Source organism: Kitasatospora sp. NPDC002227 (genome assembly GCF_040296285.1).
Classification (GTDB): Bacteria; Actinomycetota; Actinomycetes; order Streptomycetales; family Streptomycetaceae; genus Kitasatospora.
The window spans coordinates 1-13596 of record NZ_JBEOWY010000090.1 but is presented as its reverse complement, the minus strand read 5'-3'; the positions used below and the strand labels follow the sequence as shown (position 1 = coordinate 13596).

Annotated in this window: 8 protein-coding genes; 5 read left to right on the top strand and 3 right to left on the bottom strand. The window is 66.8% G+C overall.

Features of this window, described 5'->3' with window-relative positions:
* Window positions 1-19: 19 nt before the first annotated feature.
* The 3 genes from ABT095_RS37670 to ABT095_RS37660 all read right to left on the bottom strand — a co-directional run bounded on the left by ABT095_RS37670 (window position 20) and on the right by ABT095_RS37660 (window position 5846).
* The gene (locus tag ABT095_RS37670) at window positions 20-295 is read right to left on the bottom strand and encodes a hypothetical protein (protein ID WP_350534138.1); all 276 of its coding nucleotides are present in this window, start codon (window positions 293-295) and stop codon (window positions 20-22) included.
* Window positions 296-1212: 917 nt separating this feature from the next.
* A complete protein-coding gene (locus tag ABT095_RS37665) occupies window positions 1213-2043 on the bottom strand; it encodes an IS5 family transposase (protein WP_350534137.1) in 831 nt (276 codons plus the stop codon).
* Window positions 2044-2897: 854 nt separating this feature from the next.
* Window positions 2898-5846 carry an AfsR/SARP family transcriptional regulator gene (locus ABT095_RS37660; protein WP_350534136.1) on the bottom strand — a complete coding sequence of 983 codons (2949 nt, stop codon included), beginning with the start codon at window positions 5844-5846 and terminating at the stop codon, window positions 2898-2900.
* A 688-nt stretch (window positions 5847-6534) separates the two neighbouring features.
* Here ABT095_RS37660 and ABT095_RS37655 point away from each other — a divergent pair.
* From ABT095_RS37655 to ABT095_RS37635, 5 genes are all read left to right on the top strand, one after another.
* The gene (locus ABT095_RS37655) at window positions 6535-10200 is read left to right on the top strand and encodes a golvesin C-terminal-like domain-containing protein (protein ID WP_350534135.1); all 3666 of its coding nucleotides are present in this window, start codon (window positions 6535-6537) and stop codon (window positions 10198-10200) included.
* A gap of 121 nt (window positions 10201-10321) precedes the next feature.
* On the top strand, window positions 10322-10780 hold the full coding sequence (locus tag ABT095_RS37650; protein ID WP_350534134.1) for a DUF2690 domain-containing protein: 459 nt from the start codon (window positions 10322-10324) through the stop codon (window positions 10778-10780).
* Window positions 10781-10817: 37 nt separating this feature from the next.
* The gene (locus tag ABT095_RS37645) at window positions 10818-11207 is read left to right on the top strand and encodes a hypothetical protein (protein ID WP_350534133.1); all 390 of its coding nucleotides are present in this window, start codon (window positions 10818-10820) and stop codon (window positions 11205-11207) included.
* Between the two features lie 256 nt (window positions 11208-11463).
* Complete coding sequence (locus ABT095_RS37640; protein ID WP_350534132.1) at window positions 11464-12066, top strand: hypothetical protein; 603 nt, start codon at window positions 11464-11466, stop codon at window positions 12064-12066.
* A 126-nt stretch (window positions 12067-12192) separates the two neighbouring features.
* Window positions 12193-13590, top strand: a complete 1398-nt coding sequence (locus tag ABT095_RS37635; protein WP_350534131.1) for an NF041680 family putative transposase — start codon at window positions 12193-12195, stop codon at window positions 13588-13590.
* Window positions 13591-13596: the final 6 nt, after the last annotated feature.

Below are 13596 nucleotides of genomic sequence, written 5' to 3'. Positions count from 1 at the left end.
CCGGACCTCTTCAACCGCCTCAACCGAGGCGATCACGTCGCTCATCAGGTGCTCTTCCTTGATCGGGAGATACACCGGTCACCGTACAGACCCGGCCATCACCGAGGCCTTCCCTGTACTGGTCGTCGGCGTCGAAGAGCTCCGCCTGGGTGACAAGCGAGTTGTCCTCGTTGCTGCGGGCGAGGCCCTTTCGGCCGTCGGAGATGCTGGAGTTCGACAGATGGGTGCCCTCGGGGTACCCGACCCACATCAACTTCCAGTTCATCGCGGGAGGTTCGTCTTCGTCGACATACATGGGGCAACTGTAGGGAGAGGTACCGACAGCGCGCCGGGGAATCGGCCTGCCTGTGCTTCGGCACGCCTCCGAACATCGAACGCACAGGCGTCGCTTGGGCCCCCTGCAACGGGGAAAGCCCACCGGTTGCAGTCGCTGGAAGCCCAGCAGCACGACACCCGTCCCACTTGCTGGGGCTGTGCGGCCTCAGCGCCCGACTTTATGATCGTTCACGAAACCGCGGTCAGAGCGTGGTGGTGAACTGCGCTGAAGCTCGATGAGCTGCGGTTTTCCGGTTGGGCGGGTGTGGTGGTGGCTGGGGCGGGGCAGCCAGTGGACGGTTGGTTCTGTCTGTCCGGGAGGTGTCTGGTGCCGTCGGTGATCGCTTTGCTGGAGTGGCGTGAAGCGCGGGCGCGCGAAGAGCTCGAGTCCTGGCTGGAGGCGGTGCGGGAGGCCGAGGAGCACGCTGTCGCGGCCCGGCAGCGTGTGGACCACGCGCGCATCGCCCGGGAAGAGGTGCTGCGCGCGCTGGCCGAGGGCGAAGGCGCCGCCCGGCGCGGGGAGAACGGGCCGGGAACGGTATCCGTGCACAGCAAGGAGGATGATGTGCCGTCAGGGCACGTAACGGGACCGGCCGGGACGGTGACGGCGGTGCCGGTGGCCAGGCAGCAGACGGTGCCCGCCGGAACGGGTGGGGGTACTGACCGTGATCCGCGGCCGCCGGCCTGGCGGGCCGGTTCTGGGCGAGGAGGTGCTGTCGGGGGTCTACCGGCAGGTTTTCGCCGTGGCCGCGGCAGCGTCGGGGCCGGTGACCGTGCAGGAGCTGACGCGGGCGTTGGGCCGGGACGCGACACGGATGAACGAGGTGGAGAAAGTGCGCCACCGGGCCAATGCGCTGGAGGCGCGGGGCTGGCTGCTGCGTGAGCGCGGTGGGGTGTTCAGGGCTGTGGCGGGTCCAGCCGGTGGGGCCGCCGTTCCGGCCAGTGCAGTCGTTGCCGCGCCATCCGCCGGGTCAGCGTGAGCAGGCCGGCCCACCACACCATCTGCTCGTGGTGATCGGGGCGGCGCTCGTGGTCGCGGTTGAGCCGGCGAGCCCGCGACAGCCACCCCAGGGTGCGCTCCACGATCCAACGGCGCGCGAGCACCACGAACCCCGTCTGCCCGTCGCTTCGCCGCACGACCTCGACCTTCACCCCGTGCCGGGCGAACGCCTGCGCCAGGGCCTGGCCCTGGTAGGCGCTGTCGGCCCAGACCAGCTTCAACAGCCGGCCCGGCGCGGCCATGAACCGCTCCAACAACTCCGGGGCGGCAATCGAGTCGTGCACGTTGGCCGCGGTGACGCTGACTTCCAGCAACAGGCCCAGCGTGTCGGCCAGAGTGTGACGCTTCCTGCCGTCGCGCGATTTCGCGCCGTCATAGCCGCGGCTGTCGCCGGTGACGGTGTCCGCGCCGTCGACTGACTGCGCGTCGATGATCGCGGCGCTCGGTTCGGCGGGCCGTCCCCGCTGCCGTCGTTCGATGCGCCGCAGCCGTTGGTAGAGGTCGCGCACGTAGCCGTGCCGGCACCACCGCCGGAAGAAGTCGTATACCGCCCGCCACCAGGGAAAATCGGCGGGGACAGCGCGCCACTTCGCCCCGTTGTCGACGACGTAGCGGACCGCGTCGACCATCTCCCGGTGGCAGAACGCCTCCGGGCGCCCACCGCGGCCCTCCAGCCACGCCGGGACCGGCATCGACGCACGGAACCGGGCCCACTCCGCGTCGGTCATGTCGGTGGGATAGCGCTCGGCACGACGCCCGGCACCAATCGCCCCGTACAGGTGCACGTAGCAGTCACACGGGAGAGGGACCGGAATGGACCACGCGGCATCGGAAGTGGTCAACTGAGTGCGCAGCGGGTCTCCTTGGACGGCAAACGGTCTCGACAACCACGTCTCTACCGAGGGACCCGCTCTTTCATGCCCACCCCGCCACCAGCACCTGCGTGCGAGACATCACCCACCTGAGATAGCCGAACGCCAATCGCTTCACCACCACGCTCTCAGCTCATTCTGAAACGATCAGTAAACCACGATGACGGGACCAGAACCATCGATCGAGGTCACGACCACGCCTGCCAAGTGCGGAAACAGCGAAGCCAGTTCAGCGGAGCACTGTCAGTAGGTGCCCACCGCCGGAACGAGATGGTCTCCGGCTACGAAAATCTTGCCAGAGCCAATTCAACGAGTACGCGGACACGTGGCTCACCGAGGCCCGGGAAGCTGATCTGCCCCACATCCACGCCTTCACCCGCGGTCTCGACCTGGACCGGGACGCGGTGACCGCTGCCGTGACCTGCACCTATCAGAACGGCGGAACCGAAGGCGGCACCAGGGCCTCGGCCCGACCGCAGTACAGCCAGCAGGTCCCAGACGCCCACGGGTTCGCGTCTTCAGGCACCGCTAGCTGCGGGCGCTCAGCCCGGGAGAACTCAGCCAGCGCCCGGCTCCACGGCGGTAGGTCCATCTCGACCAGCGAGTCTTGGCAGGGCTCGGTCCGGGCGGTGGGCTCAGGCACGAGCACCGGAGCACAAGAGCGGACGAGCTGGGGCCCACCCTGCGCCGCGACTTTCGGCGGCGGAGAATCAACTATTTCCAGTAGTCGTTTGCGTAAACTTGTTATCAAGTCTCGATCGGGCGCTGTCCGCGTCCGGTACGCCCAGTTCGATGAATCGGGACAGTGCCTCCTGCCAGTGATGCTGAGCCCGGACCTGGTCGCCAAGGGTGTCGTGAGTATCGCCAATTTCCATGTGCGTCGACGCAAGTTCGTAGATATCGTCAATGTCGATGGCTATAGCGAGCGCTTCCTGGAGATAGGAAAGAGACTCGTCGGGGTTAGAGTTTCTTGCAAGGGTTCCGAGGCCTCTCAGCGAGGGCCCCACGAGCCCGGTTTCGTCCAGCTCACGCGCCAGTCCCAGGCCCTCCAGAAAGGACCCGCGGGCTGCATCTGTATTGCCGAGACATGTTTGGATGCGGCCGATGTAGTTCAGCGAGCGGGACTCATTCGCCCTGTCCCCTATTTGGCGAGCCAAATGAAGGCATTGGTGCAAGAGTCCGAGGGCATCGGGGTAGTTCTCTTGGCACTCGTGAGCGACGGCCAGGTTGAAGAGTGCTGCTACCTTGCCGAAGGGCTGGTCGAGTTGTTCGAAGGCTGCGAGTGCTTTCGTATAGTGGTTGATGGCCTCGTCATATCGGCCAAGCTGTGTGTAAGCGCCGCCAAGATTGGCGTGGGCGCGAGATGCTTCGGCGGTGTCGTCGACGTCGGCTGAGAGGTCCAGCGCTGCAAGATACTGTCTGATCGCGCCGGGGTAGTCATGGAGGTGGTACTTGGCGACTCCTAGGTTGACCAGGGCACGCGCCTGGCTGCTTTTGTCATTCAGAGCTGTGGCCGCTCGGAATGCTGAGAGGTGCAAGTTGGCCGCGTCTGCATGGCGCTCGGTGGAAAGCAGATAACGGTAAAGGATTCCCGACATGTGGGCGCTATAGGCTGGCCATCCGGAGGATTCCGCATGGATGCTACAGGAAACAAGGTTGGTAGATTCAAGGTCCATCCATGCTCGACTTCGTGGGAATCCGTCGAATTTGACTGGATCACCTGATGGTGACGGAAGGTCTGGCAAGGACACGGGCGCATGCGGGTAAAGCACGTTTGCTGCAGCTAGCGCCGTGCTCGTGTAGTAGCGGAGCATCCTGCCCGTGGCGTCACGCCGAGCATCGTCGGCGTCGCAGTCGTGGGTTAGCTCGGTAGCGTAGGTGCGCAACAGGTCGTGGAACGTATAGCGGTCCGGGGCGACTGTGGTGATCAGGTGAGCGCGACTCAGTTCGTTCAAAGTATACCGGGCCTCTCCAGTCGTGAGATCAGCAAGGCTGGCAGCGGCGAGGACACTGATTTCTGGATTGGGGCCCGGGTGCAGGCCTAGCAGGCGGAACATACGTGCAGCTCGAGCGCCGAGCGCCTTGTAAGACCAGGAAAACACCGTGCGGACATCTGCAGCTCCGGCACCGGCCGACAGCAGGGCAAGGCGCCCCTGTGCATCCCGGAGCTGTTCGACCCATACGCTGAGTGGAGTACCAGGCTGGCTGAGCGCGCGAGCAGCTGCGATGTTCAGCGCGAGCGGCAAGCGCGCGCAAAGATCAACCAGCTCGTTGACCGCCTGGGTCTGTCCCCTGAGGCGCTCCGCGCCCAGTCGGCGTGTCAGCAATTCGATCGCTTCGTTCCGTGAAAGCACATCCAGCACTATCGGCACAGCACCATCAAGTGCCACCAAGCTCAAGAGTTGATCCCGGCTGGTGACGAGCACCAGGCAGCCGGGCTCTCCCGGAAGCAGCGGCCGCACCTGCTCGGCGTCGCGGGCGTTGTCGAGCAGGATCAACGAGCGTGTATTGGCCATACGGCTGCGGTAGAGAGCCAACTGTGCATCCAAATCGCACGGGATACGATCTGTCGGCACACCGAGCGCGTCCAGGAACCCACGTACCACCGTCGTGGTGCTCGGCAAGGTACCCTCAGCCGCGAAACCGCGCAGGTTCACGTACAGCTGTGCGTCGGGAAATTGCGGTGCGATCTGGTGGGCGAAATGCACCGCAAGTCCCGTCTTGCCAATTCCAGCAGCGCCACCTATAGCCGAGATCACGATCGCGCCGCTGCCTGGAGTGGCGCTGTGTGCTAGACGGAGCAGATCGTCAATCTCTCGGGCACGTCCGGTGAAGTAGGCGACTCCTGCAGGCAACTGTCGTGGAACCGATCGATGAGACGACTGATCGGTAGCCCTCTCATCTCGGTCGCTCCTGTCACAGGAAAGCTCGGGATCAGAATTGAGGATCCGACGATGGAGCTCCTGTAGTGGTGGTGTCGGGTCGGTTCCAAGCTCCTCGGCCAGTTCCCGGCGGATCTGCTGATAGAGGGTCAGTGCCTCGGCTTGGCGTCCGGCGCGGTACAGGGCGAGCATCGCTTGCGCCGCCAACTCCTCGTCTAGCGGGTGCTCGCGCAGCAGAGCAGTCAGCTCGTCGACCACCTCATGGTGACGGCCCAGGGCGAGCTCGAGTGCCAGGCATTGCTTGTGCACTGAGGTGCGCAGGGCGTTCAACCGGGAGGCCTCATCCTCCAGGACGCTGCCGGTCAGGTCAGCCAGTGCCGGGCCACGCCAGCAGGCCAGCGCACGGCGCAGTCCCGCGACGGCATCGCCGCTGCGTTGCTCCTGCTGGGCTAGCCGACGCTCGTGTTCGAATGCGAGGAGGTCGAGCTGGGCGGTCTCCAGGTGGATCCGGTAGCCGCCGCGCTCAGTGCTGATCACGTCCGCCGCACCGTGCGCGGCCAGGTTGCGGCGCACACCGGACACCGCGTCCTGGACCTGGCGGACCGCGGTGGCGGGCAGATTCCCGTCCCACATCACCTCGACGAGGCGCTGTAGGGACACTACCTGGTTGGCCCTGACCAGCAGTGCGGCCAGGAGCTTCGCCTGCCGCGGGCCGTTCAGTGGGACCGCTTGCCCGTCCACCCGTGCCAGCAACGTCCCCAACACGCCGAACTGCATGTCCCCCGCACCTGTCTGCCCTCGAGCAACGACCGCCCCGAACGGTCCTAGGACGAATCTAGGACAGAGCTAGGACGGCTGTCCATAACCTCAAGTTGCTGCTCAGGCCGGGGGCGGGAGAGGACGCCGACTGTTCCCATCCGGTGGTGCCAGGCGTCCGATCCGTCGGCGAGCTCAAGGCAGATGAGCGGCTGTCAGCTAATCGGCAGCGGTGCCGTGATGCCAGTGGTGCGGGCACGGTTCTGGCCGGCTGCCGCCATCGGCGCCGCAGCTGATCCGACTGGGTTGAGGGGATTTCTGAATGGGACATACCACGTCCTTGCTTCGTAGACGGTCACATGTGGTGTTCGCGGCCACCCTTGTCGCGACAGTGATGGCTGGGGCGCTGAACAACCCGGCTAACGCTTCAGCTCCCTCTGCGCCGCCCGTTGGCCAGTCAGGTCTGGCGCCTGGAGCGGAGAACGGTTCGCGGCTCCAGTCACCGCAGAGCGTTCTCGGCCCCGACTGGCGCAGGTCTACGGACCGGTCGGTTACCACCAGCGGAGACGCGAACGGGCTGAACATCCTAGTTGCGGACGGTTCGTCGGGGTATCAGTGGCGCACGGCTGCGACACTGTCCGAGCCCGGGCTCGATACCTCGCAGTGGATCGGGCAGTCCTGTGTCACCTCGTCCGGGCACCGTGCCGTGGTGGTCTACGCGCCGCGTCAGTTTGCCAACCGGAACGAATTCTTCGACCGGGGCGCGTTCGTCGCAGTGGTCGATCTGCAGAGCGGTGTGGTGAACAAGCTTCCGTTCACTGCCTCGTTGGCGTACTACAACCCCGGTTGCGGGGCCGACGAGCGGGTCGCGCTCACCTCGCTGGGCACCGCTGCTGACGGAAAGAGCGTCAGCACGGTGCGTGTCCTTGACGCGGCCACCGGCCGGGTGGTGCAGCAGTACGAGGCGTCCGGGCAGCTCACCTCGGCGGTGCCCTTCGGCGGTGGTGTGGCCGCCGTCAGGGGAGCCGAGCTGGTCGCGGTGAACGACAAAGGGCAGGAGCGTTCGCTCAGCCGCGAGGCCGGGACGCCGTTCCGGCTGCAGCCCGACACAGCCGGCGGCCTCGCCTACCAGGTGCCGGTCGGCAAGCAGGTCCAGGTCCGCCGTATGGCGGCCGGGCATTCGACCCTGGTCGGCACCGGCGCGCTGGGGCAGATCCAGGTCACGCGCAGCGGCAGCCAAGTGTTCCTGCTCGGCTCCAAGACGGACGGCGTTCCGCTCGACGGCGGCAATCCGGGAGGCTGGAAGCGGCTCGACGCCCCGGTGAACTCCGAGCCTTCGACCACCGGGGCACTGGTCGTGACCGGCTCGACCAACCAGCTCGACCAGGCGACCACGACTGGTCCGGTCGGGCTGAACGCAACAGGTGGGAGCGGCACCCGAAGGGCGGTCGCGGTACCCGGCAGGGTAGCCATCAGTGCTGTCGCTCCCGCGACCGCCAAGCAGGTCACCTTCACCGTGGACCCCGCACCGATCGACCCAGCAGCCGGAATGCGACCCTCGCCGGCTCTTCCGCAGCTGGGCTCGGCCTCAGGGGTAGGGACTGGCCGCCAGGAGAATGCAGCAGCGCTCGCGGACCCGACGGACCCGTCGACGGTGTCGTGGGACCCGGACCGGGGCTGCGCGGTGGCGCGCAACGATCCGTCGATCCAGACGTACCAGCCGACAGCCCAGCAGGTGGAGTGGGCCGCGGACCTGGCGGTCCAGGGTCAGCTCACACCGGCCCGCGGGGCGAACTGGGAGAGCTCGGGCCTGTCGGTCCCGTGGACGCCGCAGGGCATGTTCCCGCTGCGGCAGATCGCCGGCGGCGGCACGGTGCCGGTCCAGGTGCTGCTGGGCATCCTGGCCCAGGAGTCCAACACCCTGCAGGCGAGCCCGCACGCGGTCGACGCGGTCACTGGGAACTTCAACCAGGGCGGCTTCTACGGCAACGGCGGCGACTGGGGGCGCGTCGACTGCGGCTACGGCATCGGGCAGGTCACCTCGGGCATGGCCAAGAACACCCCGGCCGGCACCCCGGTCGCCGACGGCAACATGGCGTACACCACCGCTCAGCAGCAGCAGGCCATCGCCACCGACTACGCGTCGAACATCGCGGCCACGTTGAACATACTGATCGACAAGTGGAACCAGCTCAAGGCTGCTGGGATCATCGCCAACAACGGCGACCCGAACAAGATCGAGAACTGGTGGTTCGCGGTCTGGGCCTACAACTCCGGCGTGCAGCCGACCTCGGCGGCCTACGGAAATACCACGGGCTGTTCCCCAGGCCCGAACTGCACCGACACCGGCGGCAGCGGCGGTAACTGGGGCCTGGGTTGGGCGAACAACCCGGCCAACCCCAGCTATCCGGCCGACCGTGGCGTCTTCACCAACGCGCCCGCCAACACGAAGGTCCCCAGCCACTGGACCTACCCCGAGCTCGTCATGGGCTGGGCGTACTCCCCGGTACCCCGGTACAACTACGCCACCGGCAGCTGGCAGACGGCCTACGCTCCCGCTCAGAACTCGCTCAACCAGCCGGCCGTGCCGCCGTTCATGAAACTCTGCACTACCGCCGACTCCTGCACACCCAACGGTGCTCCCGATTCCAAGGGCACGGCCAACGCAGCAGGTCTGTGCACGGCCGCGGGGCTGCACTGTTGGTGGCACTGGCCCGTCTCCTGGGCGGTCTGTGACGGCAACGCCTGCGGAACCGGCCGCAGCACCTTCACGGCCGCCAGCCCCAAACCCGCCGGGACCGACATCTACCCCGCGGATTGCCGGGCACTCGGTACTGCCAGTGGCTCCGCCGCCTCGGACTCGCTCGGCGCCGTTCCACCAGCGGGGTCGATCATCGTCGACGATGTCACCAACCCCAGCGCGGCCAGCTGCAACCAGACCTGGAGCGATCAGGGTTCGTTCCGACTGAAGTTCAGCTACGCACCGCAGTGCACGACCTGTTCCCAACCGATCTCCTACCCAGGAAAGATCGACTTCCACCAGCTCGGCGTGGGCTTCGGCGGGCACATCTGGTTCACCCACACCGTGCAGCCCAGCGACTCCGCCCACACCGTGAGCGGGACCTGGACCCCGCCCGCCATCAGCGGCTGGTACCGGATCAAGGTCCACATCCCCGACAGCGGAGACGGCACCAAGCAGGCCCAGTACACCATCAACCTCGGTAATGGCCAGTCCCAGTACCGGATCGTCAACACTCGTTGGGCGAAGAACACCTGGGTGGACCTGGGCGCCTTCTCCCTGTCCGGACAGCCGAGCGTCTCCCTGAACAACTCCACCACCGACGGGAACGGCGACGACATCGCCTGGGACGCGGTCTCGTTCACCCCCACCGTCCAGCCCACGGCCTACGTGGCCCTCGGGGACTCCTACTCCGCTGGCGAGGGACAGGACCCCTACGACCCGAACAGCGACTACTACGCGAACGGCCACAAGGACGCCTGCCACCGTTCGGTGTCCAACGCCTACCCCCGGCAGGTGACCCTGGCCGGCCAGAGCACCTCCATCGCCCAGCAGGCGGCCACGGTGGCGAACACCGCCTCCTTCGCCTTCCTGGCCTGCGGCGGCGCCACCACCGTCGACCTCACCAGCGCGGCGGTCGACAACCCACCGACACCGGACGACAAGTACACCGACTGGGGACAACCGCATCAGAGCTACGGCGAGTACCAGCAGCTCGACGACGGATACCTCAACAACGACACCACCTTGGTCACCGTCTCGGTCGGTGGCGACGACGCCCGCTTCGCCAAAGTCCTGCTGGGCTGCATCGCCAGCACCTCCGACTGCACGGCGCCCGACTTCCACCTCACGCTGGACAACGGAGTAGTGGATCCCCAGCCACTCGTCCAGTACGAGCCGTACCTGATCAAGACGCTGCTGCCCGCCCACCTCAAGACCGTCTACGAGGCCATCTACAAGAAGGCCCCCAACGCCCGGATCGTCGTGGTCGGCTATCCCCACCTGTTCTCCCCGAGCCCGGTGACAGGCTGCTCCGGCCTAGGGACCGGAAACCAGCAGTGGATGAACCAGATGGCCGACGCACTCGACAACACCATCAGCTCCGTTGTCAGCCAGGTCGCGGCGGAGGGCGTCACCATCGGCTTCGTCGACCCACGAGCGGCCTGGGACGCAGGCGGCGGCCACTGGGCGTGCGAGGCAGGCGGTACCCCGTGGGTCAACGCCGCGGTCGCCTGGTCCGAGTCCGGCAGTTCCAACGGCACCCCCGACGTGCCGGGCGTCGGCACCTTCCACCCGACCGCAGCCGGCCAGACCGCCTACGCCCAACTGGTCAACAACTTCCTGACCTACGGCTGATGGAGCCCCAGGGAGGCGGCAGATCGACGGGAACCCGCCCGACTCGGGCACCCAGCAACCCACGAACCGCACACAGCGACCCAGTCACCTCCACATTCCACAAGAAAGGTGAAACCAGACCATGCAGACCCTCAACACCACCAGCAGCGGTAGCCGTTGGCAGACTCTCCTGCGCTCCGGCATGGCGGCCGTCGTGACCGCCGGCTTGCTGACGTTGGCCGGACCCGTCTCGGCCGCGCACGCCGCCGGTTCCTGCACGGGCAGCGGCTGCACCGGCAAGGACCCGGCGACAACCGGGTGCGCCGCGGACGCGACGACCTACAGGACCGTGTACCTGAACTCACAGACCTACGGGCAGGTGCGGTACTCGCCCTCCTGTGATGCGGCCTGGATCAGGACGTACGCCGGGGGATCCCTGAACATCGGGGGGACCGTCTTCGGCCAGCGGTGGGACAGCCGGATGGGCGAGTGGCTCAACTACTGCTCCGAGAGCACACGGGGCCAGATGGCCTACGGAACCCAATGGTCGACCATGTGCGGCGGCTATCCGAGCTACGACCTCGTCGTGACCGGCAACTGAGCTGTCGCCAGCCATCCACGACACCCTTGGAGAAACGATGAACTTCAGGCTCAGACGCCGAGCGGCGACCCTCACAACGGTCGCGCTGCTAACACTCGGCGGGGTCGCCCTCGCCACCGAAAGCGCGTCCGCTTACACAACCGAGTGGCTGCCCAATACCGGCCACGGAGTAGGCGTCTACACCCAGCCCTACTCGTGGTCCCAGAAAGGCCCCAGCGATCTGTGGTCCTCGAACTTCGACGGGATCCTCGCCAACTGCTGGACCATGGGCGAGGACGTCGCCGGCCACGGCAACGTCTGGTACCGGGTTGACGGCGTCTCCTACGCCGCTGGCACCGGCGGGACGCTCTGGGGCACCTGGTACGTATACGGGGCCTACGCAGACAACTTCGCCCTCTTCTACAACCACGAGATCCCGAAGTGCTGACCGGGGCACGGGCGGTGCCCGTGAATCAGCGCTCGCTCCGCGACATCTGACAAATACTCTCGTCGCCCGTCCGAACTCCCGGACACATCGCGCTCCCGAACCTTGCCCGACGCGCCGAGAGACCGCCTCAACTCGCAGGGACGCCCCACGGACGGCTACGCCGATTCAGGCGCCAGGCTCTTCGCCCCTTCCTAGCTCCACATACCAGTACAGCGCAATGGCGCAGAAGCCGACAACTCATCGGAGGAACAAGAATATGGAACAGACCCGAAAGACGGTGGTCCGGTGGTGCGCCGCAGCTGCGGCCGCAGCAGCGATTGTTGCCAGCACCCCCCAACTTGCGATCGCCGCCCCGACCACATCGGGAACGAGCGTGTCCTGGACGCAGAAGCAGATTGCGGCACAGCTCAAGCGCCTTCCCGGCGGGACGGCCACGGGCAACAGCGTCCACTACGCCAAGGGTGATGTCACTCTCACCTACACCCCTACGGCCAAGGCCGGCATCGCCCTGCCGATGACGTTCTCCGGCTGCAACGCCGGCCAGGTCTGCCTCTATTCAGGTAGCACTTGGGGCACGGTCAGCCTCTCGACCACCTCCATCTGGTGCCCTGGTGAGAACGGGATGGGCAGGCTGCTGGACCTCAACGACTACGGCCTGTACGGCAACGTCAGGTCTGCCGACAGCGAGAACGGTTACTGGACGCAGGCCGAGTACGACTACTGGGACTGGACGGGAATGACGCACTACGTCGGAGTCCAGTGGACCATGCCTCCCCAGGGCGACGTGAGCAACGAAAGCCCCACGCATGTCGGGGACGTGGCCGTATGCGCCAATTCGAATCACTTGCTCCGCTACTGAGCATGGCGGTTAACCTCGCACGTCACCTGATCTGCTGATCTGCGGTTCTTTCCGGGACAGCGGAGGCGGCCGTTCTCCATTCTTCGAGATGGCGAGTCACGAAGGACGAGAGAACGGCCGCTGCCTATGAGTCTCCCCGTCGAGGCGCCCGTAAGCGAGGCGTTGGGCGTCTTGTCCCGCTTTCGAGTTGAGTTCTATGAATCCCTGTACGCCCGTGCTGACGTGCTCTTCGAGCTCACGGACGCGGTGCTGTGTGCGGACGGGCCGGTGAAGACCCTGGTCGAGCTGTCTCTCGCGGTCGAGCACCGGCGTGGCCACGGCGCCCTGTACGCCGCGCTGGACCGGGGATGGCCGGAACCGGTTCGGTTGCGCCTCACTTTGGCAGGCCTACCGCTGCCCCGGCCTGCAGGAGGGCGGATCGTGCTGGCCGTGGACGTGTCCAACTGGCTAGGGCCCGACGCGCCGACCAGCCCGGACCGGTTGTTCTGCCACTGCTATGGGCGGGGCGGTCGGGCCAGCGACCAGTTGGTGCCGGGCTGGCCCTACGCCTTCGTCGCGGCGCTGGAGCGCGGGCGGACGTCCTGGGTCCCTCTGCTGGACGCCGTGCGCCTGGGGCTGGTGGACGACGCCACCGCCGTCACCGCCGCCCAGCTGCGCGACGTCGTCGTGCGGTTGATAGCCGCAGGCCACTGGAGGGAGGCAGACCCGGACATCCTGATCGTGATGGACTCCGGCTACGACGGACCCCGCCTGGCCCACGTGCTCGCGGACCTGCCGGTGGAGATCGTGGTGCGGCTGCGCTCGGACCGCGTCATGCTGCGCGATCCGGAGCCACCCCGGTCCACCGCCCGGGGTGGGCGCCCACGGCGCCACGGCGGCGTCCTTACCCTTGCCCAGCCCGCCAGCTGGCACACCCCCGATGCCACCAGCACGACCGAGACCACCCGCTACGGCAAGGCCGAGGCACTGGCGTGGGACCGCATGCACCCCCGGCTGCAGCGCCGCGGCCCCTGGCTGGAGTACACCGACGCCGAACTTCCCGTGCTGCACGGCACGTTGATCCGCCTCCAACTCGAGCGCCTGCCGGGCGAGCGGGACGCCAAGCCGCTGTGGCTGTGGTCATCGGCCACAGCCCTGACCAGCGCGGAGATGGACGTGCGCTGGCACGCGCTCTTGCGCAGATTCGATCTTGAACACACCTTCCGCTTCATGAAACAGGTTCTCGGCTGGACCGCACCCAAGATCCGGCGCCCGGACAGCGCGGATCTGTGGACCTGGCTGATCATCGCCGCGCACACCCAGCTCCGCCTCGCCCGGTCCCTCGCGGAGGACCTGCGTCGACCTTGGGAGAAACCCGCCCCGCCGAACAGGCTTTCGCCCGCCCGGGTCCGACGCGGGTTCCGTCACATCCGCGCGAAGGTGCTCACCCCGGCAGTGAAGTTCCACCCTGCGGCTGGACACCTGGAGACTGGGACATGTGAGCCCGGAGGAAGCAGTTTCAGGTGGGAAGCAAGAGCAACATGAGTAAGC

Bases quoted from the DNA above. Each gene is read 5' to 3' on its own strand.
- ABT095_RS37650 (WP_350534134.1), top strand. From the start codon at position 10,322: ATGCAGACCCTCAACACCACCAGCAGCGGTAGCCGTTGGCAGACTCTC.
- ABT095_RS37635 (WP_350534131.1), top strand. From the start codon at position 12,193: ATGAGTCTCCCCGTCGAGGCGCCCGTAAGCGAGGCGTTGGGCGTCTTG.
- ABT095_RS37670 (WP_350534138.1), bottom strand. From the start codon at position 295: ATGTATGTCGACGAAGACGAACCTCCCGCGATGAACTGGAAGTTGATG.
- ABT095_RS37660 (WP_350534136.1), bottom strand. From the start codon at position 5,846: ATGCAGTTCGGCGTGTTGGGGACGTTGCTGGCACGGGTGGACGGGCAA.
- ABT095_RS37645 (WP_350534133.1), top strand. From the start codon at position 10,818: ATGAACTTCAGGCTCAGACGCCGAGCGGCGACCCTCACAACGGTCGCG.
- ABT095_RS37640 (WP_350534132.1), top strand. From the start codon at position 11,464: ATGGAACAGACCCGAAAGACGGTGGTCCGGTGGTGCGCCGCAGCTGCG.
- ABT095_RS37665 (WP_350534137.1), bottom strand. From the start codon at position 2,043: ATGACCGACGCGGAGTGGGCCCGGTTCCGTGCGTCGATGCCGGTCCCG.